At 43.1% G+C, this 26,593-nt stretch carries 26 protein-coding genes and 1 tRNA gene; 23 read left to right on the top strand and 4 right to left on the bottom strand.

All coding sequences use genetic code 11. The features are described 5' to 3' along the window. Positions 1–3: 3 nt before the first annotated feature. The 6 genes from IH597_00995 to IH597_00970 all read left to right on the top strand — a co-directional run bounded on the left by IH597_00995 (position 4) and on the right by IH597_00970 (position 3,659). Positions 4–1,047 carry a type I asparaginase gene (locus IH597_00995; protein ID MBE0661016.1) on the top strand — a complete coding sequence of 348 codons (1,044 nt, stop codon included), beginning with the start codon at positions 4–6 and terminating at the stop codon, positions 1,045–1,047. 118 nt (positions 1,048–1,165) lie between these two features. After that, a tRNA-Ser gene (locus tag IH597_00990) sits at positions 1,166–1,255 on the top strand. Between the two features lie 64 nt (positions 1,256–1,319). Continuing rightward, positions 1,320–2,147 (top strand): MotA/TolQ/ExbB proton channel family protein, encoded by an 828-nt coding sequence (locus IH597_00985; protein MBE0661015.1) that lies wholly within the window; start codon positions 1,320–1,322, stop codon positions 2,145–2,147. A gap of 2 nt (positions 2,148–2,149) precedes the next feature. After that, the gene (locus IH597_00980) at positions 2,150–2,608 is read left to right on the top strand and encodes a hypothetical protein (protein MBE0661014.1); all 459 of its coding nucleotides are present in this window, start codon (positions 2,150–2,152) and stop codon (positions 2,606–2,608) included. Between the two features lie 12 nt (positions 2,609–2,620). Continuing rightward, positions 2,621–3,193 carry a biopolymer transporter ExbD gene (locus IH597_00975; protein MBE0661013.1) on the top strand — a complete coding sequence of 191 codons (573 nt, stop codon included), beginning with the start codon at positions 2,621–2,623 and terminating at the stop codon, positions 3,191–3,193. 1 nt (position 3,194) lies between these two features. Next, a complete protein-coding gene (locus IH597_00970) occupies positions 3,195–3,659 on the top strand; it encodes a biopolymer transporter ExbD (GenBank protein ID MBE0661012.1) in 465 nt (154 codons plus the stop codon). A 57-nt stretch (positions 3,660–3,716) separates the two neighbouring features. Here the strand turns inward: IH597_00970 and IH597_00965 are convergent, their stop codons facing one another. Beyond that, positions 3,717–4,643, bottom strand: coding sequence for a CPBP family intramembrane metalloprotease (locus tag IH597_00965; GenBank protein ID MBE0661011.1), 927 nt, complete (start codon positions 4,641–4,643; stop codon positions 3,717–3,719). Positions 4,644–4,849: 206 nt separating this feature from the next. Between IH597_00965 and IH597_00960 the strand changes: the two genes are divergently transcribed. From IH597_00960 to IH597_00945, 4 genes are all read left to right on the top strand, one after another. Next, complete coding sequence (locus IH597_00960; GenBank protein ID MBE0661010.1) at positions 4,850–5,278, top strand: single-stranded DNA-binding protein; 429 nt, start codon at positions 4,850–4,852, stop codon at positions 5,276–5,278. A 234-nt stretch (positions 5,279–5,512) separates the two neighbouring features. Continuing rightward, positions 5,513–6,763: a gliding motility-associated protein GldE gene (gene gldE / locus IH597_00955; protein ID MBE0661009.1), complete on the top strand. Its 1,251-nt coding sequence runs from the start codon at positions 5,513–5,515 to the stop codon at positions 6,761–6,763. Continuing rightward, positions 6,763–7,350, top strand: a complete 588-nt coding sequence (gldD, locus tag IH597_00950) for a gliding motility lipoprotein GldD (protein ID MBE0661008.1) — start codon at positions 6,763–6,765, stop codon at positions 7,348–7,350. Before gldE ends, gldD begins: the two co-directional genes overlap by 1 nt. Before the next feature lie 129 nt (positions 7,351–7,479). Continuing rightward, entirely contained in the window at positions 7,480–10,365 is a 2,886-nt protein-coding gene (locus IH597_00945; GenBank protein MBE0661007.1) for a PKD domain-containing protein, read from the top strand. 333 nt (positions 10,366–10,698) lie between these two features. Here the strand turns inward: IH597_00945 and mgtE are convergent, their stop codons facing one another. Together mgtE and IH597_00935 are read right to left on the bottom strand one after the other, a co-directional pair. Then, positions 10,699–12,057: a magnesium transporter gene (gene mgtE / locus IH597_00940; GenBank protein MBE0661006.1), complete on the bottom strand. Its 1,359-nt coding sequence runs from the start codon at positions 12,055–12,057 to the stop codon at positions 10,699–10,701. 214 nt (positions 12,058–12,271) lie between these two features. Further along, entirely contained in the window at positions 12,272–13,159 is an 888-nt protein-coding gene (locus IH597_00935; GenBank protein ID MBE0661005.1) for a T9SS type A sorting domain-containing protein, read from the bottom strand. Positions 13,160–13,521: 362 nt separating this feature from the next. On the opposite strand from IH597_00935, the gene IH597_00930 reads away from it, so the two are divergent. From IH597_00930 to buk, 3 genes are all read left to right on the top strand, one after another. Next, positions 13,522–14,790 carry a peptidase M64 gene (locus IH597_00930; GenBank protein MBE0661004.1) on the top strand — a complete coding sequence of 423 codons (1,269 nt, stop codon included), beginning with the start codon at positions 13,522–13,524 and terminating at the stop codon, positions 14,788–14,790. Positions 14,791–15,024: 234 nt separating this feature from the next. After that, a complete protein-coding gene (locus IH597_00925; protein MBE0661003.1) occupies positions 15,025–15,921 on the top strand; it encodes a bifunctional enoyl-CoA hydratase/phosphate acetyltransferase in 897 nt (298 codons plus the stop codon). 33 nt (positions 15,922–15,954) lie between these two features. Further along, the gene (gene buk, locus IH597_00920) at positions 15,955–17,031 is read left to right on the top strand and encodes a butyrate kinase (GenBank protein MBE0661002.1); all 1,077 of its coding nucleotides are present in this window, start codon (positions 15,955–15,957) and stop codon (positions 17,029–17,031) included. A gap of 90 nt (positions 17,032–17,121) precedes the next feature. Here the strand turns inward: buk and IH597_00915 are convergent, their stop codons facing one another. Continuing rightward, entirely contained in the window at positions 17,122–18,786 is a 1,665-nt protein-coding gene (locus tag IH597_00915; GenBank protein MBE0661001.1) for a serine hydrolase, read from the bottom strand. Between the two features lie 138 nt (positions 18,787–18,924). Between IH597_00915 and IH597_00910 the strand changes: the two genes are divergently transcribed. From IH597_00910 to IH597_00865, 10 genes are all read left to right on the top strand, one after another. Then, positions 18,925–19,641, top strand: a complete 717-nt coding sequence (locus IH597_00910; GenBank protein ID MBE0661000.1) for a DNA alkylation repair protein — start codon at positions 18,925–18,927, stop codon at positions 19,639–19,641. After that, entirely contained in the window at positions 19,638–20,585 is a 948-nt protein-coding gene (locus tag IH597_00905; protein ID MBE0660999.1) for an alpha/beta hydrolase, read from the top strand. The genes IH597_00910 and IH597_00905 overlap by 4 nt, the downstream gene beginning before the upstream one ends. A 196-nt stretch (positions 20,586–20,781) precedes the next feature. Further along, positions 20,782–21,126, top strand: a complete 345-nt coding sequence (locus tag IH597_00900; GenBank protein MBE0660998.1) for a tRNA-binding protein — start codon at positions 20,782–20,784, stop codon at positions 21,124–21,126. A 125-nt stretch (positions 21,127–21,251) separates the two neighbouring features. Next, the gene (locus IH597_00895) at positions 21,252–21,794 is read left to right on the top strand and encodes a class IV adenylate cyclase (protein ID MBE0660997.1); all 543 of its coding nucleotides are present in this window, start codon (positions 21,252–21,254) and stop codon (positions 21,792–21,794) included. A 60-nt stretch (positions 21,795–21,854) separates the two neighbouring features. Continuing rightward, on the top strand, positions 21,855–22,028 hold the full coding sequence (locus IH597_00890; GenBank protein MBE0660996.1) for a DUF3820 family protein: 174 nt from the start codon (positions 21,855–21,857) through the stop codon (positions 22,026–22,028). 76 nt (positions 22,029–22,104) lie between these two features. Next, entirely contained in the window at positions 22,105–22,947 is an 843-nt protein-coding gene (locus IH597_00885; GenBank protein MBE0660995.1) for an MBL fold metallo-hydrolase, read from the top strand. A gap of 119 nt (positions 22,948–23,066) precedes the next feature. Continuing rightward, a complete protein-coding gene (locus IH597_00880) occupies positions 23,067–23,261 on the top strand; it encodes a DUF433 domain-containing protein (GenBank protein MBE0660994.1) in 195 nt (64 codons plus the stop codon). An 83-nt stretch (positions 23,262–23,344) separates the two neighbouring features. Next, positions 23,345–23,818 carry a hypothetical protein gene (locus tag IH597_00875; GenBank protein ID MBE0660993.1) on the top strand — a complete coding sequence of 158 codons (474 nt, stop codon included), beginning with the start codon at positions 23,345–23,347 and terminating at the stop codon, positions 23,816–23,818. Between the two features lie 136 nt (positions 23,819–23,954). Next, positions 23,955–25,622, top strand: coding sequence for a methylcrotonoyl-CoA carboxylase (locus IH597_00870; GenBank protein MBE0660992.1), 1,668 nt, complete (start codon positions 23,955–23,957; stop codon positions 25,620–25,622). A 77-nt stretch (positions 25,623–25,699) separates the two neighbouring features. Further along, the gene (locus IH597_00865; GenBank protein ID MBE0660991.1) at positions 25,700–26,488 is read left to right on the top strand and encodes an enoyl-CoA hydratase/isomerase family protein; all 789 of its coding nucleotides are present in this window, start codon (positions 25,700–25,702) and stop codon (positions 26,486–26,488) included. Positions 26,489–26,593 lie beyond the last annotated feature (105 nt).

Here is a 26,593-nt window from a genome sequence, read left to right as displayed (position 1 = left end):
TTCATGGAAGAAAAAACTCAAATTCTCGTGATTTACACGGGTGGGACCATTGGCATGATGCTCGATAAGGAAAGCGGCGCACTTAAACCTTTCGATTTTGAGCACTTGTATAACAGCATCCCGGTGCTGGCCAATTTCAATTGCTGTATTGATGTCCACACATTCGATCCGGTGATTGACTCCTCCAATGTGAACCCGGAATTCTGGGTCACACTTGCAGGTGTAATAGAAGAAAATTACGAAAAGTATGATGGTTTTGTAGTCCTCCACGGTACGGACACGATGTCTTATTCTGCATCTGCTATGAGTTTTATGCTTGAGAACCTGAACAAGCCTGTCGTGTTTACCGGTTCGCAACTGCCAATGGGAATGATAAGGACTGATGGAAGAGAAAATTTTATTAACGCAATCGAAATTGCCGCTGCTAAAACCGATAATACCCCTATTGTTCCGGAAGTAAGCATATATTTTGAAAATAAACTGTTCAGGGGAAACCGCACCAACAAGTTCAATGCAGAAAACTTTAATGCTTTTGTATCGGGTAACTACCCGGCATTGGCTGAAGTTGGCGTTCACATACGATACAATACCAGCCATATTCTCAAGCCGAATTTCAAACGGTTGAAGGTTCATAAAAAGCTAGAACCAAACCTCGCCATCTTGAAGTTGTTTCCAGGGATAACGGAAAATATAGTACGCTCCACGCTTGAAACTGCCGGCTTGAAGGCATTAATACTTGAAACGTATGGTTCGGGCAATGCGCCTACGGCAACCTGGTTCATACAAGCATTAAAAGAAGCCATTAAAGAAAAGGATATCATTATATATAATGTGACCCAGTGCAAGGGAGGATCGGTTGAGATCGGAAAATATGAGACCAGTATTTCTTTGGGGCAGATTGGGGTAATCGGGGGTTTTGACATAACAACTGAATCCGCCATTACAAAGCTTATGTATCTTCTGGGAGGCGAATATTCAAAAAAAGATGTTGAGAAGTTGCTTCAGACACCGTTAAGGGGGGAGATGAGTTTAACGGATAACTCCTGATTTGCCTAAGGGTAAATATTTTAATCCATTAAATAAAAATCCTACATCGTTTCTATTGTAAATAATTTTTATAATTTAGCTGCCCAAAATGAGCAAGGGAAAACCTGGATACTCTTTGGGAGAGGTGGCCGAGTGGTCTAAGGCGCACGCCTGGAAAGTGTGTGTTCCGCGTGAAACGGGACCGAGGGTTCGAATCCCTCTCTCTCCGCAGCTTTAAAGTGCATGTGAAAACTAAATTATATCCGTGAATTAAAAATTAATCGCAATCATCTATGAAAAAATTAATCACTTTGCTGACCATTGCAGGAATGCTGATGTTCGGTTTCTTAAAACAGGTTAACGCACAAGAAGTAACCCCTGATACTACGGCTGAGGTTGCCACCGAACAAACCGAAGTTGCTCCAGTTTCTGATGAAACTCCCGCAACACTCACACCTCCAAGTACCGAAGGGAAAACTTTTCACCAGATCCTGAAAGAAAAATTTATCGAAGGTAGCCCGGCGTTTATGGGTATCGTACTCCTCGTACTCATTTTCGGACTTGCGTTAGCTATTGAGCGTATCATTTATTTGAACCTTTCAACAACCAACACCCAGAAACTGCTGAACAATGTAGAAGCAGCGCTTGAAACAGGCGGTTTGGAAGCAGCAAAAGAAATTTGCAAAAATACCCGTGGCCCGGTTGCAAGTATCTTTTATCAGGGATTGGATCGTTACAACGAAGGTCTTGATGTTGTTGAGAAATCAATCGTTTCTTACGGCAGCGTATTAATGGGCCGCCTTGAGAAAGGTTTATCATGGATAGCTTTGTTCATAGCTCTTGCGCCTATGCTTGGGTTCCTTGGTACAGTAATCGGGATGGTTGGAGCATTTGATGCTATTGAAGCAGCAGGTGATATTTCCCCATCAATCGTTGCTGGTGGTATCAAGGTTGCTTTGTTGACAACCGTATTTGGTTTGATCGTTGCCATCATTCTGCAGATTTTCTATAACTATATTCTTTCAAAGATTGACAGCCTTGTTAACGACATGGAAGACAGCACGATTTCTTTTATAGAAATCCTGGTCAAGAATGAAGTGAAAAACAAAAAACACGTGTAATAATGGAAAAAAACCTCACTGTTAGGATATTCAAGATAATCTCGCTTATCCTGATTCTTGGCGCTGTAATCGGCATTGTGCTCGTATGGACACAAAGCGAAGCAGCCATGAAAGAGAATGTTGGGCTTCAGAACAGAATCCTGAACCCTTACTTTGCGATTGCATACATAGCCCTTGGTTTATGCGTATTGCTTGCACTGCTGTTTCCAATCATCAACATCATTTCACAACCCAAAAATGCAATTCCTGTTTTGATTGGCATTGGGGTTATTGTAGTATTAGGTGTTATAGCTTTTGCCATTTCCGACAATGAATTTAATACCCTTCAATTGAGGGCATATAAAATCACTGAAAGTGGTTCACGACAAATTGGCGCTGCACTCATTGCCACCTATTTCATTGGCGGTGCTTCTATTCTTGCTATTGTTTATGCTGAGATTTCGAATCTAATAAAAAAATAAAACCTATTAATAATGGCGAGACCAGTAAATGAAATCAATGCCGGTTCAATGGCTGACATCGCCTTCCTGCTGTTGATTTTCTTTCTTGTAACCACTACCATGGATGTTGATTCAGGGATAGTGCGCAGGCTTCCACCGCCCATTGACCCAACTGTGGAACCACCTCCGGTTAGAGAAAGAAATATTATGAATGTTCTAGTTAACAGCCGCGATGCATTGTTGGTTAACCGTGAACCAGGCGATTTGACCATGTTACGTCAACGAGTGAAGGCTTTTATTCAAAATCGTGAAAATCGTGGTGATTGGCCGGAAAAACGATTGGATACCATTCCCCCTTTTGGTGAAGTATTTGTTTCAAGGGGTGTAGTGTCCTTAAAAAATGACCGTGGTACTTCGTACGATATGTATATACAGGTGCAAAACGAGTTGGCTGCCGCATTCAGCGAAATGCGTAATGAACTTGCCATGGAAGAATTTGGCTTGCGATACGACCAACTGGATAACCCCGAATGGCTGAATGCTATCAATAAAGCGATTCCTGTAGCGATCTCAGAGGCTGAACCAGAAGATGTAGGAGGAAATTAGTATGTCAAGATTCAGAAAAAAAGGCGGTAAAAAAGTTCAGGCCATCTCAACAGCATCTTTGCCCGATATCATTTTCATGCTCTTATTCTTTTTCATGGTAACAACGGTTATGCGTGAAACAACCTTAATTGTAAGGGTGAAATTGCCATCCGCTACAGAGGTACAAAAAATTGAAAGAAAATCCCTGGTAAGTTATATCTATGTCGGGCCTCCTATGCGATCACAGATTTATGGAACCGAATCCCGTATTCAGCTCAACGACCGTTTCGCAACAGTAAATGAAATTCAGGCATATATAATTGCTGAACGTGAAGCACGCGATGAAGTTGACAGGGGGCTTTTGACCACATCGTTAAAAGTGGATGAAGAAGTGAGAATGGGAATTGTAACCGATGTAAAGCAGGAGCTTAGAAAAGTGGGCGCATTTCGTATCAACTACTCCACCCGCAAGAGAGCTAATAATTAATTAATTACGGATAAAAGTAAAAGGAGAGCGCAGCGAAGCTGCGCTCTCCTTTTACTTTTATCTCACTTCTCCCCGCTTCTCCGATAATCTGTGAATTGCAAGAAATAGCAACAATACCGTAATCACGCTTCCTATCACCCAGATTGGTTCAGAAAATTGACCAATTTCCTGATAGTCGGTTTCAAGTAAGTCTTTACGAAATAAATAAGCGGAAAGTACCGCGGCTGCATTGTTAAAAAAATGTACCAAAATCGGAACCCATAACGATTTGGTGATCACAAACAAATAACCAAACATGATACCCAGGATGGTTCGGGGCAGAAACCCATAAAACTGCAAATGCATTGCACTGAAGATAATGGCTGTAATGAGTATTGCCCAATGTATATTTTTGAACCATTGGTGAAACACCTTTTGCAATACTCCCCTGAAAAGTAACTCTTCACCAATGGCAGGCAATACTGCAATCATAAGAAGGTTAAATAAAAATCCACCTATTGAGGTTGTTTTTAAAAAAGCATAGGATAATTGTTGTAAATCTTCCTCAGATTGCTTCAACCATTCTTCCAAACCTTTCATCCAATCCGGGAAGTGGATCAGTTCATTGATGCCCGCTGACCAATGCACCAGGGGCAAAGCGGCAAAAATCATCAGTGTACTCAAGGCTACAATTCCTAATCCGGGATTTAGGTCTAATTTCAAGTATGATTTTACATTACCACCTACGAGGTAAGCAAAAATCAACGGTGGAATAACAAACAGCCCAATTTGGTTCAGAACCTGGAAATACTTCAGTAAGTCAATTACCTGATCATTTTCAAAATCAGTCATATTAGTAAGCACGAAAAGGAAGTCATCAAAGAGCAGCCCTGCAATAAGCCAGCCAATACTCATTATCGCCAGCATCGAAAGCAACGCAATCAGCGTAAGAAGAATAATCTTTTTAAAAGGCGACAGATGACTGAAAATTCCGGGAGTAATCATAAGCGTTTTTTAATTCGGGTGGCATAATTCTAAAAGCTGGCCGGATAATTGTTGTCAAGCGATAAAAAACCAACGGATAATGCACCAAAATTAATACAAAGGAAAGATAATTTCTCAATCACAACGCTTGATTTACCAACTTACTATCACTATATTTGCTCCAATAATTTTCATAAATCTCATTGTTCCATTAAAAACCTTTAATTATGACTGGACTAAACAAAGTAATCCTGATTGGCAACCTTGGAAAGGACCCTGAAGTCCGCACCTTCGAGGACGGCACAAAAGTGGCAAATTTCTCACTTGCAACCACTGAATCGTACAAAAACAAAGACGGCAACAAGGTTGAGCAGACCGAATGGCATCGCATTGCATTATGGAGAGGGCTGGCTGATGTTGCTGAAAAATATCTCCGTAAAGGGAAATCAATTTTCGTTGAGGGTAAAATTACAACACGAAAATATACCGATAAGGATGGTGTTGAACGCTCCATCACTGAAATTATTGGAGATAACATGATCATGCTCGGCTCCCGCCAGGATGGTGGTGAATACAGCCCGCCGATTGAGGACACCCATAAATCAAACGCTCCTGAGCCAGCAATATCAGAACCGGCTGACGACCTGCCTTTCTAGTCCGTTCAACATTTTCATTGACCAAGCCGAGTTTAAATAATTTAAACTCAAACCTGATGCACTTGAATTATTCATTGCAATACTATATTTTTGCAGTGTTTTTCAAACAGTTATCATTAAATCATTTCAGCATTGGACGCTAGTGACCCTGAGCCTCTTCAACAGGCAGTTGACCTTACCTCAGGTATTTTGTTGCAACCCCTTTCATCTGAAGTAGTAATCCTTTTCATAGGAATGGGATTGCTGCTTTATTTATCTGCCCTGATATCAGGCTCTGAAGTAGCCTTTTTTTCATTAACCCCTGAACATTTGAACAGTCTTCGTTCGAACTCCACGAGGCTGAACCAACGCGTACTTGAATTGCTTGCTACGCCTAAGAAACTATTGGCAACCATCCTGATAGCCAATAACTTTATAAATGTTTCCATTATCATCCTCTCAACATTTATAAGCACGAGACTTTTCAGCTTTGATGCTTCCCCGATACTGATATTTATCCTGCAGGTTTTAGTTGTTTCAGTGCTTATACTTTTACTTGGCGAAATACTGCCAAAAATGTTTGCAGCAAATTTTGCCCTTGTATATGCCACAAGAATATCAGGTTTATTGAAGAGCCTTGGCATAATCTTTCATCCGCTGAGTTCCCTTCTGGTTAATTCAACTTCTTTCATTGACAAGCACATCAAACGAAAAGGTCATGAAGTATCCCTCAGCGAGTTAGGTGCAGCCATTGATATTACCGCAGACAACAATACGGCGCAAGAAGAAAGAAATATACTCAAGGGAATTGTAAAATTCAGCGATATTGAGGTTAAGGAGATCATGAGATCGCGTATTGATGTCACCGCTGTGGAAATAAACACCTCTTTTGCTGAATTACATAGTGTGATCCTCAACTCAGGATATTCAAGGATTCCGGTTTATGAAGACTCATTTGATATGGTGCAGGGAATCCTTTACATCAAAGACCTGCTTCCCTACCTGGATAAGCCTACTACTATCACCTGGCCTGATCTGTTGAGGCCTGCCTTCTTTGTTCCGGAAAATAAACGCATTAACGATCTATTACAAGAATTCAGATCGAAAAAAATTCACATGGCGATAGTGGTTGACGAATACGGCGGCACTTCAGGTATCATTACCCTTGAGGATATCATCGAAGAGATTATTGGTGAAATTAACGATGAATTTGATGTAGAAGCGGAAGACATAACCTACTCAAAAATTGATGCCCGTAATTTTATTTTTGAGGGTAAAACCTTGCTTAACGACTTTTGTAAGATCATTGGAATTGAAGATAAAATATTTTCGAGGGTAAAAGGAGAATCGGATACATTGGCCGGATTGCTGCTAGAATTAATGGGTAAAATTCCTTTAAAAGATGAAACCGTTGAGTACGACAATTTTGTGTTTAAAGTAGAAGCAGTAGATAAGCGCAGGATCAAACGAATACAGGTTACTATCAAAAATCTCCACAAATTGTAATGCCGATGCACGCCCGGATAGTTCAAATAAGTCTGCTTGTATTGCTTCTCTTTGCTGCATGTTCACCAACTCCCGTGCCCAAGCCAAGATCCTTCTTCAGGATTGACATGCCGGAAAAAAACTATCAGAAATTCGAAAACGGGTTCCCATACTCATTTGAGTACCCCACTTATGCAAATATTTTAATTGACCCATCACCGACTGCTGAGCCCTGGTGGATCAATATTGACATACCAAGGTTCAAGGCAAGAATCCATCTCAGTTATAAAAGCGTTGACAATAACCTGCCTGAATATCTCGACGATACGCATAAACTACTCACCAAACATATCTCAAAAGCATCTGGTATCAGGGAAGACATTATTGTTAACCAAGAAGGAAATGTGTACGGTATTATCTATAACATACGCGGTACCGGGGTTGCAAGCACCTGTCAGTTTTATGTAACTGACAGCACGCGTCACTTTCTACGCGGTGCATTATACTTCAACGTGGTACCCAATAATGATTCTCTAGCCCCGGTTATCGAATTTCTGAAAGAAGATATTCAGCATATGGCGATGACCTTGCAGTGGAAATCAGAATGACCTCCCGGGAAATTCATTTTATCCATCCTTTTAATTGTGGTTTTTCTGATATGTTTCTTGCGAAACAATTACTTTTGTTGTTCGTTCGAATTCCTGCACGCTGATGCTCTAAACCTAACCTTAACGGTCATGAAAAAGTTCTACTTATTTCTCAGTTTCTCGTTTATCTCAATTCTGCTAATTGCTCAAACACCTAATTACTCTCGGATAAAAGTGCCTGAAGGCGCAACCCAGGCCCTCACAATGCTGCAACTTGGCATCAACCTCGACAATGCCTATTTTCTTGAAGATGGCTCCCTGATCGTTGAAGCTTCTTCCAAAGAACTTGAAATATTACAGGAAAACACTCTTGGCTTTGAGGTTCTCATTGCCGATATAAGTAAGTATTATGCAGAACGCAGTCTGTTGTCCGAACCTTTGGGTGAATCGCAAACCCGCGACATTCTTTCAGAAACTTACCCTGTTCCTGAAGGGTTCGCATTAGGTTCGCACGCAGGGTTTTGCACCTTAGAGGAATATCATACCCACCTCGACAATTTACATGCTACTTACCCTGGACTCATCACTGCAAAGATGCCTTTAAGCGAAACTACAATTGAAGGACGCCCGATTTATTATGTAAGGATAGCCAATGATACAGTGCCCGGCGAAAAACCAAAGGTGTTGTACACTGGTATGATCCATGCCCGCGAAGCAATTGGGATGCAGCATTTGCTGTTCTTTATGTATTACATCCTTGAGAATTATGATTCCGACCCTGAAATACAATACCTGGTTGATCATGCTGAACTTTATCTGGTTCCAATGGTAAACCCCGATGGATATGCGTATAATATTCAAACTAATCCGAATGGCGGTGGCATGTGGCGCAAAAACCGAAAAGCAAATACTGGCGGAAGCTATGGAGTTGACCTCAACAGGAATTTTGGCTATATGTGGGGTTACGATAATACTGGTTCTTCGCCAACACCCAGCAGTGATACCTACCGCGGAACAGGCCCGTTTTCAGAACCTGAAACCCAGGTAATCCGCAATCTTTGTGCTGAAATCCCTTTCACTAAAGCATTAAACTATCATTCCTATTCTAACCTGCTGCTCTCCTGCTGGGGTTATATGTCAAGTGCAACTCCTGACAATGAAACTTACATGAAACACTCCCAAATCATGACCTCTGATAACGGTTATACCTATGGACCTGCAAGCACAATACTCTACAATGTGAATGGTGGATCGGACGATTGGATGTACGGTGAACAACTCACAAAACCCAAGATTTTTGCCTATACGCCGGAAGTTGGATCAACTAATGATGGATTCTGGCCTTCAGTAAACCGTATCATACCCCAATGCCAGGAGAATATGTACCAGAGCCTTATGGCGGGTTTTCTAAGTCTTCAATATGCCGAAGCTAAAGTTGTAAACCCTCCGGTTACAAAAAAGTTGAACAGTCATCTGGTTTTTGAAATTGAAAGGCTTGGTTTCCAGGATGGTGGCGAATATACAGTTTCTCTTGAACCACTTGGCGAAAATATCCTCAGCACAGGCGACCCATTGTTATTCCTGGATATGGAACAGTTAGAAAAAAGAATTGACTCAATTTCATATAGTCTTGACCCGGAAATCAGTGGCGGCACAGCGATAGAGTTTATGATTGGAGTTGATAATGGCTCGTATACTAAATATGATACAATACAAATCTGGTACGGATTGTCAGAAACTGCATTTATTGACCCCTGCAACAACCTGCTGGGTTGGACAGGCAACTGGGGACTTTCTAATTTTCAATATGTTTCACCTCCATCTTCTATAACAGATTCCCCTTCAGGAAACTATCCCTCTTCAGGAAGCCGGACCATTACTACCAGCAGCCAGGTTGCTATTCCGAACGCGGCAACAGCTTACCTGAAATACTACGCCCGCTGGGATATCAACGGCATGGGCGCTTATGTACAGGCTAGAATTTCAGTAAATAATGGTGGAAGCTGGTCGCCACTTGCGGGCGAATACACCCGTCCCGGTTTATTTACAGCCGTTGCCGGTCAACCAGTTTATAGTGATAAGCAGCTTGATTGGGTTACCGAAACGATTGACCTGAGCAATTATATGGGTCAGAACGTTCTTATCAGGTTTCATTTGTATAGTTCAAGCTGGGGAACAAGCACTGCCGATGGGTTTTATTTCGATGATATTGAAATCGTATCGGTTCCGTTTACCACACCTGTAAATGCGTTGTTTGAAGCCAATGAAACATTGATAATGGAAGGTTCGGAAGTGACATTCAGCGATGTCTCGATAGGAAACCCTGATACATGGCAATGGAACTTTGAAGGTGGGGAACCTCTGGTTTCCGTGATTCAGAACCCGGTTGTTGTGTATAACTCTCCTGGAAGTTATGATGTGCAACTCACAGCGTCCAATGAGTTAGATAACGATACTTTCCTCGCAAACTCCTACATCCTTGTACTTGATTCAATCCTTTGCAAACCCGAAGTTTTAGCAGGCAATGACACCATAATTCTGCCCTGGGAAACCTTCACTGCTACAGCAGCGCTGGTTGAGAATTACCAATCGTTGCTGTGGTCAACTTCCGGTGACGGAACCTTTGATGACGCTACATTGCTGCATACAACCTATATACCGGGCAGCAACGATATCCAGCTTCAACGTGCATATCTAACGTTAACAGGTTTGCCGGTGTATGATATCTGCAGCAGCGCTTCACATACACTTGAGCTTTCAATTATTGACTATACCGGAATCGGTAAAGTGGAAGGCGATGAAATCATGGTTTATCCAATTCCGGCCAATGATCATATCAAGATTGATTTTGGAGGAACATCACCCTCAGGATTGATTGAACTAATGAACCTTACCGGTGAAACGATCATGGCAGATGAAATCAGCAATGCATCAACACTCCTTTACGATCTGAGCAGGTTCAGACAAGGAATCTATTTGTTGCGGTTCACAACAGGAGAAAAGGTTATGGTAAAGAAAATCCTCCTGATCAGGTAAATATCCTAAGGAGCTTAGGGTTCGAAACTAAGCAATTTTGTCGCTTTTCTTGTGATGCAGTAATGCAGTAATGCAGTTTGGAGTGTTGGAGTAATGGTACTCGGTGGCTGAGCTTGTCGAAGCCTAGAATGATGGAGTGACTTGTCCGCCAAAAGAACGGGAATGTGGGTTGGTGGCAGATGGAATAGTGGAATTACTAATTCAAAATACCAGATTTAAGATTCGTAAATCTACAAATGACTTATTGTGAAATGAAATTTTAGCCTTTAGGTTTTGGGCTTTGGATTTTGATCTTTGATTGATTGGTGAGATGGAGTGAAAGATTGGGTTTTACTAGAATATACCATACATCATGCGGCCTATCATAAAATAAATGAACAGGCCCACAATGTCATTGGAAGTGGTTATAAATGGCCCTGTTGCCAGGGCTGGGTCTATTTTGAACCTGTCGAGGGCCAGCGGAACAAAGGTCCCGAAAATAGCTGCAAATGAGATAACAGCCAACAGGGCAACGCTTACAGTTATGCTAAGCGCCATGGAATGATCGAAAATAATACTATAAGCCAGTAGCAGAGTTGAGCAAATGATTCCGTGCAACAGACCCAGGGAAAACTCTTTTAACAGCTTAGGCACAATCCCGCTCCGGCTCAACGAGTTGTTGGCCAATCCCTGTACCACCAGCGCCGAACTTTGAACGCCCACATTACCTCCCATAGCGGCAATCAGGGGCATGAAAAAAGCCATTTCGGGATAAATCTTGATTTGTGGTTCGTAAATACTAATCACACGCGAACCAATAATACCTCCAAAGAGTGCGACCAGCAACCAGGGTAAACGGGCGCGTGAAAGAATCCACAAACTATCAGTACTTTCAATGTTTTCAGAAATACCGGACATCAATTGATAATCCTTGTCGGCTTCATCCTTGATCACATCCACAACGTCATCAATGGTGATGCGACCCAACAACCGACCGAGGTCATCCACCACCGGAACAACCACAAGGTCATATTTTTGCATCATGTTAGCAACCTCTTCGGCTTCCATATTGGCGTTCACAGAATGGATGTCTCCATCAATTATTTCCAGCACTTTGGCTTTGGCCGGTGCAAGCATAATATCCTTCAGCGAAACGATGCCCTGCAAGATATTGCGATCGTTCACCACATAAACAACATAAAAATGCTCCATCTCCTCGGCCTGCTTACGAATGGATCGCATACAGGCTGTCACAGACCAATCCATGTTTACCTTTACCAATTCCTTGGCCATTAATCCACCGGCAGAGTCTTCAGGGTAATTCAGCAGGTCGGCGATGTTGGCTGCCTGTTCTTCATCTTCGATATGTGAGAGCACTTCTGAGCGAACCGAAAGCGGGAGTTCGGAAATCAAGTCAGCGGCGTCATCGGAATCGAGATTATCAACATAGCGCCGGGCGATGTCTTTCGAGGAAATATTCTCAAGGAAATCTACTCGTACATCTTCCTCGAGTTCCATGAGCACGTCGGCGGCTTCTTCTCCATCCAACAAAGTAAAAACGTATTTTGCCTCATCGAGATCAAGGTCTTCGATGATTTCAGCAATATCGGCCGGATACAATTCATCCAGCATCTGCCGCACATAATGCTGATCCTGGCGCTCAATGGCGTCGGACAGTGTGCTGAGATATTCCCTGGTTAATACGAATTGCATAACTATAGGATTTGGGATGTTTCAGAAAAACAGTGGCGAAAGTACAACATTTCAGGAATCTGATAGAATCCGCACAAGGATTAAGAACGGCGGTCAACCCAAGTCTGAAATCTTTTTTTACCACATAGACACAGTAGACACATAGAGTTCATATAGAGCCTTCTATTATGTGAACTATGTGTCTATGTGTTTCATAACACTTGTCGGAGAAGGATTATTTCACCATCATTTTCCCAACCACGCTTCCAGCGGAGGTTTGTAGCCGGGAAAAATACAAGCCGGGAGCAAATTCATTTTTATTGATGCTGAATTTATGAGACCCAGCCGGAAGGTAACCCACAAAAACTGATTTCACTTTCTTGCCAGTGAGATTATAAATTTCAATTTGGCTGTGTGAACCATCAGCAAGATAGAAACTTAAAGCGCTGCCCTCAGTGAGGGGGTTAGGAAAAATACCAAGCTGATGAACCGGTTCTTCAATTTCTGGAATACCAACAGTGGTGAGAAAATGTGCAATAAAATCCTCGGTAATTTTCAAATCAGCGTAAAATCCCCAATCCGATAAAAATGCTAATTCAAAATAATCATAATCCCCTGACAGAGAAATTCCAGGAGGGAATGTAAGTGTGAACGGATCAATATAGTTTGTATATCCTGCCACAATGCCTTCGAGAAGAATGTTAACCCCCAGGCAACACATATCAGGGTTCCAGACAACAAATTCCATCACCAGCGAATCTGTTCCCACAGTTTTGAATTCCATGGATGAGAATCCATGGGCATAAGCCACTTCCACGGTATCGCTGCTACGAATGGCCATGATCGTATATTTAGGCGGGAAATACGGGTCAAACTCTGTATCATCAATAAACTGGTAAGTTGAATCCACAGAGGTGAGCAATGTTTCATTGAGCGGCACATCCATATTTTCGATCCGATAGATATTGCAACCCAGTATTGGATCGCCGCTTATAGCCCAGGCATCCCAGCTAACGCTTACCTGAATGGTGTCGCCCTGGGCAAAGCTGTAAGTGTTTTTAATCTGAGCCGAAAGTTGCAGGCTCAGGCATGTTAAAATGATAAGTGGTAAATGTGGTTTCATGAGGTTGGGGGTTATGGTTAATTAATTACGCTTTACACAAATTCATTTTGCTTATCGCTGCTATTTCAAAGTCAGTAATACTCGTGGTATCTAAGACAATCTTATCATCACTTACCCTTACTCCAAAATGAAAATTTTCATTTTTTGTCATGAAAGAATACACGGCTTTGCACCTACATTCCTGCAGATTGCAAATAAGTGTATGGTAGCAAGTATCCGTTTATTATTCGCTGGTTTATTGCCGGTATTCGTAAAATCAACTGGTTTTTTTTACCTAAAAGGCTGCAATTTTCCAGCTCCACCCGGTTCGCAAAATCAAAGAAATGCTTAATTTCACGGCTCGAAAAATAAACCCCTGCCATATGAGAACATTGCTTGTTGTCTTACTTTGTTTCATCACCGTAAATGCCTTTCCCGGCTTCGATGATTACTTTGCCTTTAAAACCCTGCGGCTTGATTATTTCCGCACCGGCAACCACGAAACCGAAATCATCAGCATTGATGAAATGATTGAAGAACCCTATTGGGGCGGTTCAAAAACCAAGCTGATTGATGCATTCGGTTACGGAAACCATAAATTTGAAGTCTATGATTTTGCAACGGAAACCCTGATCTTTTCAAGTAGCAGCAGTTCGCTATTTTCGGAGTGGCAAACCACCGGTGAAGCCCGTGAAACCTGGCGCACATTCAACGAAACCCTGGTGTTCCCTTTTCCCTTGAATAAAATATATGTTGTGTTCAGTACACGGGATAAAAAAAACGTTTGGTTCGAAAACTTCCGCTATACCATTGATCCTACCAGCATTTTCATTTCGCGCGAACGCAAAGCGGTATATCCCGTATTTGAAGTTCGTGTGGCCACAGATTCATGGAAAGCGCTGGACGTTGTTTTCCTTCCCGAAGGTTATACCCAAAACGAAATGGCAAAATTCCGCAGCGACTGCCTGCGGTTCGCAGAATACCTGCTCAAGGCCAAACCCTTCAGTGAAAACACCGATCAGATAAACATCCGGGCGGTGCTTGCGCCTTCCGGCGAATCGGGCACTGATGTTCCCGGAACCAATACCTGGAAACAAACCGTGATGAACTCCAATTTTTACACTTTCGGTTTGGATCGCTATCTCACCACCATGGATGTGAAAAACACGCGCAACCTGGCTGCCAATGTTCCTTACGATCAGATTGTTATTCTGGTAAACAGTCAGCAATACGGTGGCGGCGGAATTTATAACTATTATGCGATCACTACCACCGACCACCTGCGTTCCGATTATGTGTTCATACATGAATTCGGGCATTCCTTTGCCGGACTGGCCGACGAATATTACAGTTCGGAAGTGGCTTATAACGATTATTATGACCTCGCAACAGAGCCCTGGGAACCCAACATCACCACAATGGTTGATTTTCAAGCAAAATGGCAAGACGTGCTGGATGCTGAAACCCCGGTTCCCACACCCGGCGAAGATCAATACAAAACCACCGTTGGCGTGTTTGAAGGCGGTGGCTATACTGCAAAAGGGGTTTACCGCCCATTTTACGACTGCACCATGAAATCAGCAGGCTACGATAATTTCTGTCCGGTTTGTATCCGTGCGATCCAAAGGAAGATTGAGTTTCATAGCAACTAGGTAAAGTTCAAAATTCAAAGTCCTCGCCGTGGCGGAGATTTAGGGTCAAAATGATATTTCTGCATGGTTTCATGATTTTATCCGTGAATCCGTAGCATAATAATTTTTATTCGTGCATTCGTGGCATCTTTGAATTTATTCGTGCATTCGTGGCAAATGAAAATTCCCGGTTTTTTCCGTAATTTGCACCCAAATCCTAATCCAACAATATCTCATTATAAAAATTAACGCAACATGCTAAAGTCCTTAACCTCACTCCTCGATCTTGCCAAACAAAAAGGCGTTTGCCGCATCGCCGTGGCCGCCGCTGCCGATAAACATGTATTGGATGCCATCATGATGGCCAAACAGGAAGGTTTTGCCGACCCCATACTTATTGGCGAAAAAGCTGCTATTGAAAGTATTGCCAAAGAAATTGGCTTCAACCTCAGCGATGTTCATATAATTGATATTGCCGATCCTTACAAGGCATCCGTGGAGGCTGTTTCTCTCATCCGCAACAATAAAGCCGATATTCTGATGAAAGGTCTTGTGGGAACCGGCCCCATGCTGAAAGCCGTGCTCGACAAGGAAAACGGATTACGCAAGGGAGCAACCCTGAGCCATGTGGCATTATTCGAAACCCAGTTTTATCATAAATTGCTGGGAGTAACTGATGCCGCCATGAATGTTGCGCCTGAGTTTGAAGAAAAGGTCAGCATGGTTCAGAACGCCATTGAAGTATTCCACAAACTTGGAATCATGGAACCCAAAGTTGCTATTGTTTGTGCCGTTGAAACTGTGAATCCAAAGATGGAAGCCACTGTTCATGCTGCCATGCTCACGCAAATGAACCGTCGCAAACAAATCAAAGGATGCGTCATTGATGGGCCCCTTGCCCTGGACAATGCCGTTTCGACTGAATCAGCGCATCACAAAGGCATTGTAAGTGATGTTGCCGGTGATGTGGATCTGATTGTAACACCCGACATCAACACCGGAAACGTGCTTTACAAATCCATGAATTTCCTGGGCGGAGCTACAACAGCGGCAGTGATCATGGGGGCCAAAGTTCCGATTGTGCTTACATCTCGCGCCGATTCAGAGAAAAGCAAACTTATGTCAATTGCCTTGGCGGCAGCGATTAGTTAATATAAATTACCAACCAAGCCCATCATTATAAGCATGGAAGATTACAGAATACTGGCTATTAACCCCGGATCCACATCCACCAAGATTGCGGTTTACGCCGGCCCATCCCCTGTGTTCGTGAAAAATATCAGCCATTCAACTGAAGAATTGGCGAAGTTTGAGAAAATCACAGATCAGTACAGCTATCGTAAGGAAATCATTTACCGCGAAATGGAAGAAGCAGAGATCATGCTTCATCTGATCCGTGCCGTAATTGGTCGTGGCGGCTTGCTCAAGCCCATTCCTTCAGGCATTTATTATGTGAACGATAAAATGAAGGCTGATCTTCAGAACAGTCCGATGGGTGAGCATGCCAGCAACCTGGGTGGCTTGATTGCCGACGATATTGCCCGTTCCCTTCCTGATGCCAAAGCGTATATCACCGACCCCGTAGTTGTGGATGAGTTACAGGATATCGCACGCATTGCGGGCCATCCTGATTTCAAACGAATATCCATTTTCCATGCTCTGAACCAAAAAGCCGTTGCCCGCGCCCACGCCAAATCCATTATGAAATCCTATGAAGAACTGGATCTCATTGTCGTGCACCTTGGAGGTGGAATCACGGTTGGCGCACACAAAAATGGACAGGTGATTGATGTGAACCAGGGGTTGGACGGCGAAGGGCCATTCTCGCCTGAACGCAGCGGAACTTTGCCCAGCGCTGATTTGATCCGTGCCTGTTACAGTGGAAAATATACTGAGAAACAACTATTGAAAATGGTGAAAGGCGAAGGTGGAATGGTGGCCCACCTTGGAACCAACAGCGCCTACGAAGTTGAACAACGCGTTGAGGCTGGTGATGAAAAAGCCTTTCTTATCTTCGATGCCATGGCTTACCAGGTTGCCAAATATATTGGCGCAATGGCTACGGTGCTTTATGGCCATGTGGACGGTATCCTCATCACCGGGGGTATTGCAAAAAGCGCCTGGTTTGTGAACCGCATCATGTCGCGAGTTCACCGCATTGCTCCCGTGTATGTTTATCCTGGCGAAGATGAAATGCGCGCCCTTGCAATGAATGGATTAATGGTTCTTAAAGGCGAGATCCAACCCAGGGAGTATTTGTGATTTCTGATTTCAGATTTCGGATTTTAGATTTATCGAACCGAAACCGCAAATTGCCCACTACTACCCACGGCCAACTGCCGCTGCCTACTGCTACTGAATCCGCTTCCCCTCAAGCTCCTGTCCACCTTGCTTTAGGATCAAAGCAACGGTTTTACCATTTTCATCTTTGATAAACTCCAGCGAAGCCTCAACTACTTTCAGAAAGAAAACACTTTCAGATTCGGCAAAGAGTTCGTTTGTGCTCTGCCCGGTTGCCTGTGCCATAAGTTTGCCATCTTCGAGTGTGATATAGAGCACAAAACCTGGCATCAGTTCATAATTGCCTACATGGGTTTTTAGAATTTCTTCGGGAACCTCAATTTCCCTGCGCTTTTCCGGTAACGGCAATTCTGTTTTCTCCCAGGTTTCGGGAAGTCCGGTTGACGATTTCATAATCCCGGCTGCAACTTCGTTTAAGCGGTTCCGCGTAAACTCAATCTTCGTGAGTGAGTTTTCAAAGAAAAACTTTTCTGCCTCAAATGGAATGATGCGGAAAGTTCCGCCACCAACCCGTTGCGAGATAAGTTTACCATCTTCAATGTAGATATTGCGCTGGTTTCCGGAGCTGTTCTGATAAACGCCGGTGTATTCTTCAAGTTTTGACGCTTCTATTTCTACTTCCTTGTAATCGAAAGGCTTACCTAAGGCAAGTGCGGCAATTTTATGTGCTGCTTCGGTTCCTATGCAGGTGCAGTTCAAAAAGAGGACAACATATAAGTCTTCGGCAGGGAAATATGCTTCATGGGTCATAAAACCATTGATCCCGCCTCCGTGTGCTATCATAGGCGATCCCTGCACATCTCCCGGCATCCAACCATATCCATAATTGATCATGCTTCCGTTGTTCAGGGTGTAGTTTGTCCATGCGAGCGCCAGGGACTCCTGGCTGACTACTTTACCTGAAATAAGTGTACGGTTCCACCTGAACATATCTTCAACGGTTGACATGAGTGAACCGGCAGCATAAGGTTGGGTCATGCTCAGAAAGTTGGCATTCTCATAACCATGCTCACCTTGCTGGTATCCATAAGCGCGGTTCTTAAGTATATTCCTGTCATTGCCATACAAAGAATTTACCATTCCGGCAGGTTCGAACAGATGTTTACTCACATAATCCTCATAGGTTTGTCCACTTACCTTTTCAATAATATAACCCAGTAAAAAATACCCTGAATTATTATAACGCCATTCCTCTCCCGGTTCAAAATCTATAGGCTGGTCCTTGAAAAAATCTATCATTTCAAGCGGTGTGAAATCCTTCTTCATTACTTCCGGCGTCCAATCTTTCATGCCGGTATAACTTGCTATGCCTGAAGTATGCGTAAGCAGGTGATGAATAGTGATCTTATGATCGTGGGTCGGATAATCAGGGATAAATTTTGTGATCTCATCTTCAAGAGAAAGCTTTCCCTGCTCCATCAGTTGCAGAATAGCAACGGCAGTAAATTGTTTGGTGATCGAACCAATCCTGAAAATCATATCCGCTTGCATGGGAACGCCAAGTTCGAGGTTGGCCATGCCAATGCCTTTGTGATAAAGAATGTTACCGTTTTTGGCAACAAGCACGGCAACACCGGGGCCGTCCGCCTTGTAATCCTCTTCAAGGATTTTATCAATGGCGTTGCTTAACTGTTGATTTTCTTTTGTTTTGGGCTGAGCACTAACACTAAAAACAATGGCCAGTGTCAGGATGATGAAGGATAATGTTGATTTCATAGGAGGCATTTTTATTATTTGAATATCTGACGATACTTATAGGTTATTGGTTACAACTTCGTTTTTAATAGTTGAGAAGTTTTATACATTTGCTATTACAATCCGGATCACTAAGAAATAAACATTAATTCCCCTGCTATGGTTGAAGACAAATTTAATGAAATACAAGGTTTCTTTGCTAAGCATGTGAACCTTGAAAACATTGCAAAATACTCCCGTTACTTTAAGGATGGGTTCAAGGGCTATGGCATTGACCAGAAAACCTTCGAAGAACAGAAAGAGCATTGGATCGAAACATGGAAAGATGAAATGAGCCTTGATGACTATCTTGATCTCGGAGAACTATTGGTTCAGACAGGAAACTATGAAGAAGCTTCATTGGCAATTATGTTTGTTGCTTCAAGAAGGGAGCAATTCACTCCTGCAACCTTCGACCGCTTAGGCAAATGGTTCTCACTGGGAATGGATAACTGGGCCAACACCGATGTGCTTTGTATGCTTGTGTTGAAAAATTTCATGCTGGATAAGGTAATTGATTATCCGAAACTCGCAAGCTGGAGTATCGCTACTTCCGAATGGCAGCGCCGGACTGTGCCTGTAACATTGAATGAGCTGATCAAAACAGGCCTCACGCCCGACATTGCGTTACCATTGGTTGAACCCTTGATGATGGATGGTTCGGAATATGTGCAGAAAGGGATTGGAACATTATTGAGAGGCCTATGGAAGAAATACCCGGACGATATTGAAGCATTTCTTTTACAATGGAAGGACCATTGCGGTCGCCTGATTATTAGCTACGCAACCGAGAAAATGGATAAGGAAAAACGCAGGAAATTCGCAAGATCGAAATGAGTTATAAAACAGATATTTTAAAAAATGAGTTCGAATCCCTTACCATTTCACAGCCTGATGATTACGAGGGCAAAGTAGTGTGCACACTCGTGAGAAAACCTGCACCGGAAAAGAGCGTAAAAGCAGTACTTCATGTGCACGGCTTCAACGATTATTTTTTTAATACAGACCTGGCAAGGAAATTCAACACGCAAGGTTTTAACTTCTATGCGCTGGATTTGAGGAAGTGCGGCCGCTCATGGCTTCCGCATCAGAAATTCAACAACGTTAGAAATCTGGATGAGTATTACCAGGATATTGATGCAACGCTGAATATCATCCGCTCCGAAGGAAATGAGAAAATCCTGCTCAGCGGCCATTCAATGGGCGGGCTGATAATGCTTCTGTATGCAGAAAAAAATCAGGATAAGGGCTTGTTTGATGCGCTCTTCCTGAACAGCCCGTTTTTCGAACAAAACAAGGACATTGTAACCAAGAAACTTGTCATTCCGGTTGTTGCCAGGTTGGGCAAAATCTGGCCGGATGCTAATGTTCCAGGCCGGTTCTCAAAATTCTATGGCCCGAGCCTGCATAAAAATGATTACGGCGAATGGGATTATGACCTCAACCTGAAACCCCATATCATGCCGCTCGCAAACATGGGCTGGGTGAGGGCCATTCACCAGGGCCAGAAAAAGGTATGGAAAGGTATTGAGCTCAGAAAGCCATTGCTGATCATCCACCCGGCAAAATCTGCAAGCGGTTCAAAATGGAATGAAAAATTCAAACATGCAGATTTGGTGGTGAATGTGAAAGACATCAGCAGACATGCCGGCAAAATACAAGGCAACTGTAAAATCATCAGCATTGACGGTGCCGTGCACGATGTGATGCTCTCATCTAAACCAGTCAGAGAAAAAGCATATAGAGAACTTTTTAGCTGGTTAAAAATCTTGCATTTTTGATCTGTGAAATGGCCAATAAAAGTTGGCAGTTGGCAATATTCAGTTGGCAAATATTTATTCCAGCTAATCAGTTAAATGAAAATATAATCAGTGCATCCGTGGCAAAAAAAGGCAAACAGTATTCAGTGATCGGTTATCGGTTTTCACAGCAACACTGTATCACTGTATCACAGCATCATAATTAATCCGTGAATCCATGGCAAACACATTAGTATCCTTCGACGACTTCCTGAAAGTTGACATCCGAATCGGTAGAATTTTCTCTGTTGAAGAATTTCCTGAAGCCCGTAATCCTTCCTACAAACTCCTGATTGATCTGGGTGAAGAAATCGGTATCAAGAAATCCATTGCGCAACTTGCTGTTCATTACAAACCTGAAGATTTGCAGGGGAAAATGGTTTTGTGTGTGGTTAACTTCCCGCCAAGGCAAATCGGTAAATCCGTTTCGGAGGTATTAACCCTTGGTGTTCCGGATCAGAACAATGATTGTATGCTTGTTGTTCCGGATAAAGATGTTCCTGCAGGAGGCAGGTTATATTGAATTTTCTCACAACAATAGGCACAGAAGAACACAATAGAAGATCGAAAGGATTGTTAATTGAAATTAAGTTTTTGCGAAACCCTATGTGCCCTATTGTGTCTACTGTGGTTCAAAATAAAATCATTATGCCCATTCTAAACTTCGAATTCAAAGCCCAAACAAACATCTTAGACGAACTTGAGAAAAGCCTGCTCAGGTTAAACCCGAAATTCATTGGCGAAGATCATCAAACCGACACTTATTTCAATGCTAAAAAAGGCCGTCTGAAGCTTCGCGAAGGGAATATCGAAAATTCACTGATTTATTACGAACGCCCGGATACTGCCGGTGCAAAGCAATCCAATGTCCTGCTTTACCAGCACAAACCCGATCCGGCATTGAAAGATATCCTTACAAAAACATCAGGCGTAAAAGTGGTGGTCGAAAAAATCAGGAAGATTTATTTTATTGATAATGTGAAATTTCATTTCGATTCAGTGCAATACCTCGGAACCTTTGTTGAGGTGGAAGCCATTGATGAAACTGGTGAAATCGGATTGGAAGAACTGCAGCGGCAGTGCAGGCATTATGCGGATTACTTGAAAATTGAACCCGAAGATTTCATTTCGAAATCATATAATGATTTGATTATTGAAAAACAGTCTACGCAAGCACCTGAAATAGTTTGACGAGTAAACATTGTATTAGTGAATCAACCCGGTCCTGAAATATTCGGTTTGCTAATAAGCATGGAAATGCCTTTTGGAAAATACAAGGGTCGGATTCTTTGCGATTTGCCTGTTTCTTATCTTGAATGGCTTAACCGTAAAGGCTTCCCGAAAGGAAAACTCGGTGTATTGCTGCAAACAATTTATGAAATCAAGCTCAACGGACTTGAGTATTTGCTCAAGCTGCCAAAATAACCGTTACAGGTCCTACACAAACTGAATAAATTGAACCTGAAAGCTTCCTGCTTGTTAATTAAGAAACTTCCCTTTTATGCAACTCTACCCTATCGAAACCGGCTATTTTAAACTTGATGGCGGCACCATGTTCGGCGTGGTTCCCAAAGTCATCTGGAGCAAATCTTATCCTGCTGATGAAAACAACTACATTACGCTGAGCATGCGCTGCCTGCTGGTAGTGGATGGCGATCGCAAAATACTTGTCAACAACGGCATGGGCAACAAGAACAAGGATAAAAACACGCAGTATTTCAGTCTGAACGACGACGAAATCAACCTGAAGAAATCGTTGGCTGAGGTTGGGTTCACAGCGGAAGATATTACCGATGTTTTTCTCACCCACTTGCATTTCGACCATTGCGGAGGCAGCGTGGACGAGGATGAAAATGGAAATCTTTTTCCAGCCTTTCCGAACGCAACCTATCATGTAAGCCGTCAGCAATGGGATTGGGCCATCAATCCAAACAAGCGCGAAAAGCCATCTTATCCTCCTGAGAACCTTTTACCTTTGAAAGATCGCCTGAGATTATTTGATCAGGATGGCGAGCTCTTCCCGGGTTTCAAGGTAAAAATATTCAACGGCCACACCATGGGGCAAGCCATTCCGTTTATCAGCTACAAAGGCAAAACGGTGGTTTATACATCCGATGCCCTGCCCACCTCCGCACATTTGCCCCTGCCGTATATCATGAGCTACGACATTCAGCCCCTGCTTACGCTGGATGAAAAAGAAAGCCTGCTTAACGAAGCGGTTGAAAATGATTACATCCTGTTTTTCGAGCACGACCACTACACCGAATGCTGCACGCTGGAGAAAAACCCGAAAGGAGCGAAGGTGAAGGAAAGGTTTAATTTAGCCGAATTGAGAGTGGGATAAACGTATATTCGGATTGTATTATTTTGAAAATGTTTTAATTGACAGCTTTTAAGATTTAACACAGCACTTTCACCATGTCGTTTCCCTGCAAATATTAATACCTTTGTAAAAAACCACCTATGGAAAAACTGATTAACAGAATAAGCAGCCATCCGGATATTTGCAACGGAAAGCCAGTTATCAGGGGCATACGGATTAGTGTTTCAACCATCCTTGAGTACCTTGCTGCTGGCGAAACCCCGGAAAACATACTTGCTGCCTACCCGGTTCTGGAGCCTGATGATATCAGAGCCTGTCTGACATTTGTATGCTGACATAGTTAACGAAATCAAAGAGTTGGTCTGCATTGTAATTGATAAACGACAGAATTAGGCCTTTGACATTAGGACAATAGACAATGACCAAAACATTAAAGAAAATAATCATTGTAATTGCTTCAATAATAGGGATTGGGGTCATTGCATATTTAGGTTTTGTACTTTCTGTTGTCTACACTTTTACACGCGGTTGTGGCATGGATGATGGACCATTTTCTGCTGTTAAAACAGCCCCAATAGAAATTAGTGAAAGTGCTACAAGATTTCCGTTATCAGGTAATGGTGAACTTATATTGGACAACCGAAATGATACGCTTTCGCCAATTCTGACACTAAAAGAGAATGGAGAAATTAAATGGACATTGGATACTGATGTTCGGAACACGAAGGGATATGAAACTTGCAGAATTTGGGAAATAGGAAGTTTGACTATTACCAAAGATACAGACCCTTTAAGATTGATATTTATCGGCCATTGGACTTATGGGGTAGAAGCAGGAAGCATGAAAATAAAAAGAAAAAGTGGAGAAAATAGCTTTTGCCTTAGTTGGTGACAATGAACAAGATAAAGTTTTGTGGTTGCTGCTGCGTCTAAGCTTTTGTAGCAGCGGACACTCATGAAGTCGCAAATCTGCGAATTTGACTTCACTAGGACAGGAACATCATATAGCAAGCTGAACAAATATTTTAATGATCTTGTTTCTTTACATTAACTTGCATCGTAATCAACAACTTTTAACATCATTAGCCTTGTACCGAATAGAATCCAACATAAGCCCCACCTCTGCTACTTTTGCTGAGAACCGTAAGGCTTACCTTCAGGTGCTGAACGATTACCGTCAGACCCTCGAAGATGTTACCAACGGCGCGCCTGAGAAAGCTGTGAAACTTCACCGCGAACGTGGCAAATTGCTTGCCCGCGAACGCATTGACCTGCTTGTTGACCCCGGAACACCTTTCCTGGAATTGTCGCCGCTGGCGGCTTATGGCATGTACGAAAATGAGTTTCCTTCGGCGGGCATCGTCACCGGCATTGGGGTCATACAAGGCCGTGAAACGGTGATTATAGCCAACGATGCCACCGTGAAAGGCGGCACTTATGTTAAAGAAACCATCCGCAAGCATATTCGCACTCAGGAGATAGCCATGCAAAACCATTTGCCCACGGTTTACCTGGTGGATTCCGGTGGCGTATTCCTTCCCCAGCAATCCGAAGTTTTTCCTGATCGTGACCACTTTGGCCGTTTTTTCTATAACCAGGCCAGGATGAGTGCGGCAGGCATTCCGCAGATCGCTATCGTAATGGGAAGCTGTACAGCTGGAGGCGCCTATGTTCCGGCAATGTGCGACGAAACCATCATCGTGGGCAAACAGGGAACTATTTTTATTGGCGGGCCTCCGCTGGTAAAAGCCGCCACAGGAGAGGAAGTCAGCGCCGAAGAACTGGGTGGCGCTGATGTGCACACTTCCATTTCAGGCGTTGCCGATCACTATGCTGTGAACGATCACCATGCCTTACGTATCTGCCGCAATATTTTTTCAACCCTGAAAGTTCCGCAGCGGCAGATTTTAGATATTGCCACTCCGGAAGACCCTTACTACGACCCCAAAGAACTTTATGGAATCCTTCCTGTAGATCTGCGAAAAGCAGTTGATTCCAGGGAGCTGATCTCCCGTGTGGTGGATGGCAGCCGCTTCCATGAGTTCAAAGCCCGCTATGCAACAACTCTTGTTACCGGGTTCGCCAATATCATGGGTTTCCCGGTGGGGATCATTGCAAATAATGGTGTCCTTTTTTCTGAATCGGCGCTGAAGGGTGCGCACTTTGTGGAGCTTTGTGCCACGCGCAATATCCCTTTAATCTTTCTGCAGAACATCACAGGATTTATTGTCGGGAAAGAATACGAACACAGGGGAATCGCCAGGGACGGCGCCAAGATGGTTAATGCAGTTGCGAATGCGAACGTGCCCAAATTCACGATAGTTTTCGGCGGTTCGTTTGGCGCTGGAAACTACGCCATGGCAGGGCGTGCCTACGAACCCCGCTTGCTTTTCATGTATCCGAACTCAAAGATCTCCGTAATGGGTGGTGAGCAGGCAGCACAAGTTTTAATTTCGGTCAAAAAAGATCAATTACAGTCTAAAGGAAAAGAGTTCCCACTTGATGAAGAAACCAAATTGAAACAGAATATATTAGACAAATACGAACACGAAGGCTCGGCTTATTTCAGCACAGCGCGTTTGTGGGACGACGGCATCATTGATCCCGTTGACACACGTAAAATCCTTGCCATGGGCATTTCCATGTCGCTAAACCGCAAATTTGAAGAAACCAATTATGGTGTTTTCCGCATGTAATTCGTAATTCAAATGTTCTATTGTTCTATTATTCCACTCTTAAATCCAAAATCGTCATTTGTAAATCGTAAATACCAATGTTTTACCAAACCCTTCTCCTCGAATCCGCCAACAACATCGCCACCATCTGGCTAAACCGCCCCGAGGTGCATAATGCCTTCAACGATTTAACCATCAGTGAGCTTGCGGCTGTACTCAAAGAACTTGAAAAAGATGATGCATTGCGTGTTGTTGTGATCCGTGGCAAAGGAAAATCATTCTGTGCAGGTGCCGATCTCAACTGGATGAAAGCTGTTAAAGACTACAGTTATGATGAAAATTACCAGGACAGCCTGAACCTCTGCCGGCTCTTATACAACATTTACACTTTCCCAAAACCAGTAATTGCCGTTGTTCACGGATCAGCCATTGGCGGAGCAAACGGCTTGCTTGCAGCCTGCGATATTGCTATTTGCGAGGAAAACACAACATTCTCGCTAAGCGAAGTAAAAATTGGTTTAATACCAGCTTGCATTTCTCCTTACGTGATTAAACGTGTGGGCGAACCCATCGCACGGGAATTAATGCTGACCGGAAAGCGCATCAAAGGACCGGAAGCTGAAAAGCACAAATTGGTTAACCGTTCTCTGCCCGAAAGTGAACTGGAGAACTACCTGAACGAAACCCTCAACCTTCTTCTCTCCTCCGGGCCAAAAGCCGTTGAGAACTGCAAGAAACTTATCTTTGATGTGGTGAACACCTGGACTTTGGATCAAACCATAGAAAACACCGCTACACTGATTGCAAAACAAAGGCTGAGCGATGAAGCGCAGGAAGGAATGATTGCCTTTTTAGAAAAACGAAAACCAGTTTGGAATGTGGTATAAAAAAAATAGAACACTGATGACACTGATAAAACTGATTTTGCACTGATAAAAATCCGTGATTATCCGTCAAATCTGCGTCATCTGCGTTCCAATTTCTTTACAACA

The organism is Bacteroidales bacterium (assembly GCA_014860575.1).
Classification (GTDB): domain Bacteria; phylum Bacteroidota; class Bacteroidia; order Bacteroidales; family JAAYJT01; genus JAAYJT01.
Note: the sequence above shows the minus strand (reverse complement) of the source record. Positions and strands in the feature narration are given on the sequence as shown.

What these genes read in the sequence shown, in the direction of transcription:
- IH597_00995 (MBE0661016.1), top strand. Translation starts at nt 4, where the DNA reads ATGGAAGAAAAAACTCAAATTCTCGTGATTTACACGGGTGGGACCATT.
- IH597_00985 (MBE0661015.1), top strand. Translation starts at nt 1,320, where the DNA reads ATGAAAAAATTAATCACTTTGCTGACCATTGCAGGAATGCTGATGTTC.
- IH597_00980 (MBE0661014.1), top strand. Translation starts at nt 2,150, where the DNA reads ATGGAAAAAAACCTCACTGTTAGGATATTCAAGATAATCTCGCTTATC.
- IH597_00975 (MBE0661013.1), top strand. Translation starts at nt 2,621, where the DNA reads ATGGCGAGACCAGTAAATGAAATCAATGCCGGTTCAATGGCTGACATC.
- IH597_00970 (MBE0661012.1), top strand. Translation starts at nt 3,195, where the DNA reads ATGTCAAGATTCAGAAAAAAAGGCGGTAAAAAAGTTCAGGCCATCTCA.
- IH597_00965 (MBE0661011.1), bottom strand. Translation starts at nt 4,643, where the DNA reads ATGATTACTCCCGGAATTTTCAGTCATCTGTCGCCTTTTAAAAAGATT.
- IH597_00960 (MBE0661010.1), top strand. Translation starts at nt 4,850, where the DNA reads ATGACTGGACTAAACAAAGTAATCCTGATTGGCAACCTTGGAAAGGAC.
- gldE (MBE0661009.1), top strand. Translation starts at nt 5,513, where the DNA reads ATGGGATTGCTGCTTTATTTATCTGCCCTGATATCAGGCTCTGAAGTA.
- gldD (MBE0661008.1), top strand. Translation starts at nt 6,763, where the DNA reads ATGCCGATGCACGCCCGGATAGTTCAAATAAGTCTGCTTGTATTGCTT.
- IH597_00945 (MBE0661007.1), top strand. Translation starts at nt 7,480, where the DNA reads ATGAAAAAGTTCTACTTATTTCTCAGTTTCTCGTTTATCTCAATTCTG.
- mgtE (MBE0661006.1), bottom strand. Translation starts at nt 12,057, where the DNA reads ATGCAATTCGTATTAACCAGGGAATATCTCAGCACACTGTCCGACGCC.
- IH597_00935 (MBE0661005.1), bottom strand. Translation starts at nt 13,159, where the DNA reads ATGAAACCACATTTACCACTTATCATTTTAACATGCCTGAGCCTGCAA.
- IH597_00930 (MBE0661004.1), top strand. Translation starts at nt 13,522, where the DNA reads ATGAGAACATTGCTTGTTGTCTTACTTTGTTTCATCACCGTAAATGCC.
- IH597_00925 (MBE0661003.1), top strand. Translation starts at nt 15,025, where the DNA reads ATGCTAAAGTCCTTAACCTCACTCCTCGATCTTGCCAAACAAAAAGGC.
- buk (MBE0661002.1), top strand. Translation starts at nt 15,955, where the DNA reads ATGGAAGATTACAGAATACTGGCTATTAACCCCGGATCCACATCCACC.
- IH597_00915 (MBE0661001.1), bottom strand. Translation starts at nt 18,786, where the DNA reads ATGAAATCAACATTATCCTTCATCATCCTGACACTGGCCATTGTTTTT.
- IH597_00910 (MBE0661000.1), top strand. Translation starts at nt 18,925, where the DNA reads ATGGTTGAAGACAAATTTAATGAAATACAAGGTTTCTTTGCTAAGCAT.
- IH597_00905 (MBE0660999.1), top strand. Translation starts at nt 19,638, where the DNA reads ATGAGTTATAAAACAGATATTTTAAAAAATGAGTTCGAATCCCTTACC.
- IH597_00900 (MBE0660998.1), top strand. Translation starts at nt 20,782, where the DNA reads ATGGCAAACACATTAGTATCCTTCGACGACTTCCTGAAAGTTGACATC.
- IH597_00895 (MBE0660997.1), top strand. Translation starts at nt 21,252, where the DNA reads ATGCCCATTCTAAACTTCGAATTCAAAGCCCAAACAAACATCTTAGAC.
- IH597_00890 (MBE0660996.1), top strand. Translation starts at nt 21,855, where the DNA reads ATGGAAATGCCTTTTGGAAAATACAAGGGTCGGATTCTTTGCGATTTG.
- IH597_00885 (MBE0660995.1), top strand. Translation starts at nt 22,105, where the DNA reads ATGCAACTCTACCCTATCGAAACCGGCTATTTTAAACTTGATGGCGGC.
- IH597_00880 (MBE0660994.1), top strand. Translation starts at nt 23,067, where the DNA reads ATGGAAAAACTGATTAACAGAATAAGCAGCCATCCGGATATTTGCAAC.
- IH597_00875 (MBE0660993.1), top strand. Translation starts at nt 23,345, where the DNA reads ATGACCAAAACATTAAAGAAAATAATCATTGTAATTGCTTCAATAATA.
- IH597_00870 (MBE0660992.1), top strand. Translation starts at nt 23,955, where the DNA reads ATGATCTTGTTTCTTTACATTAACTTGCATCGTAATCAACAACTTTTA.
- IH597_00865 (MBE0660991.1), top strand. Translation starts at nt 25,700, where the DNA reads ATGTTTTACCAAACCCTTCTCCTCGAATCCGCCAACAACATCGCCACC.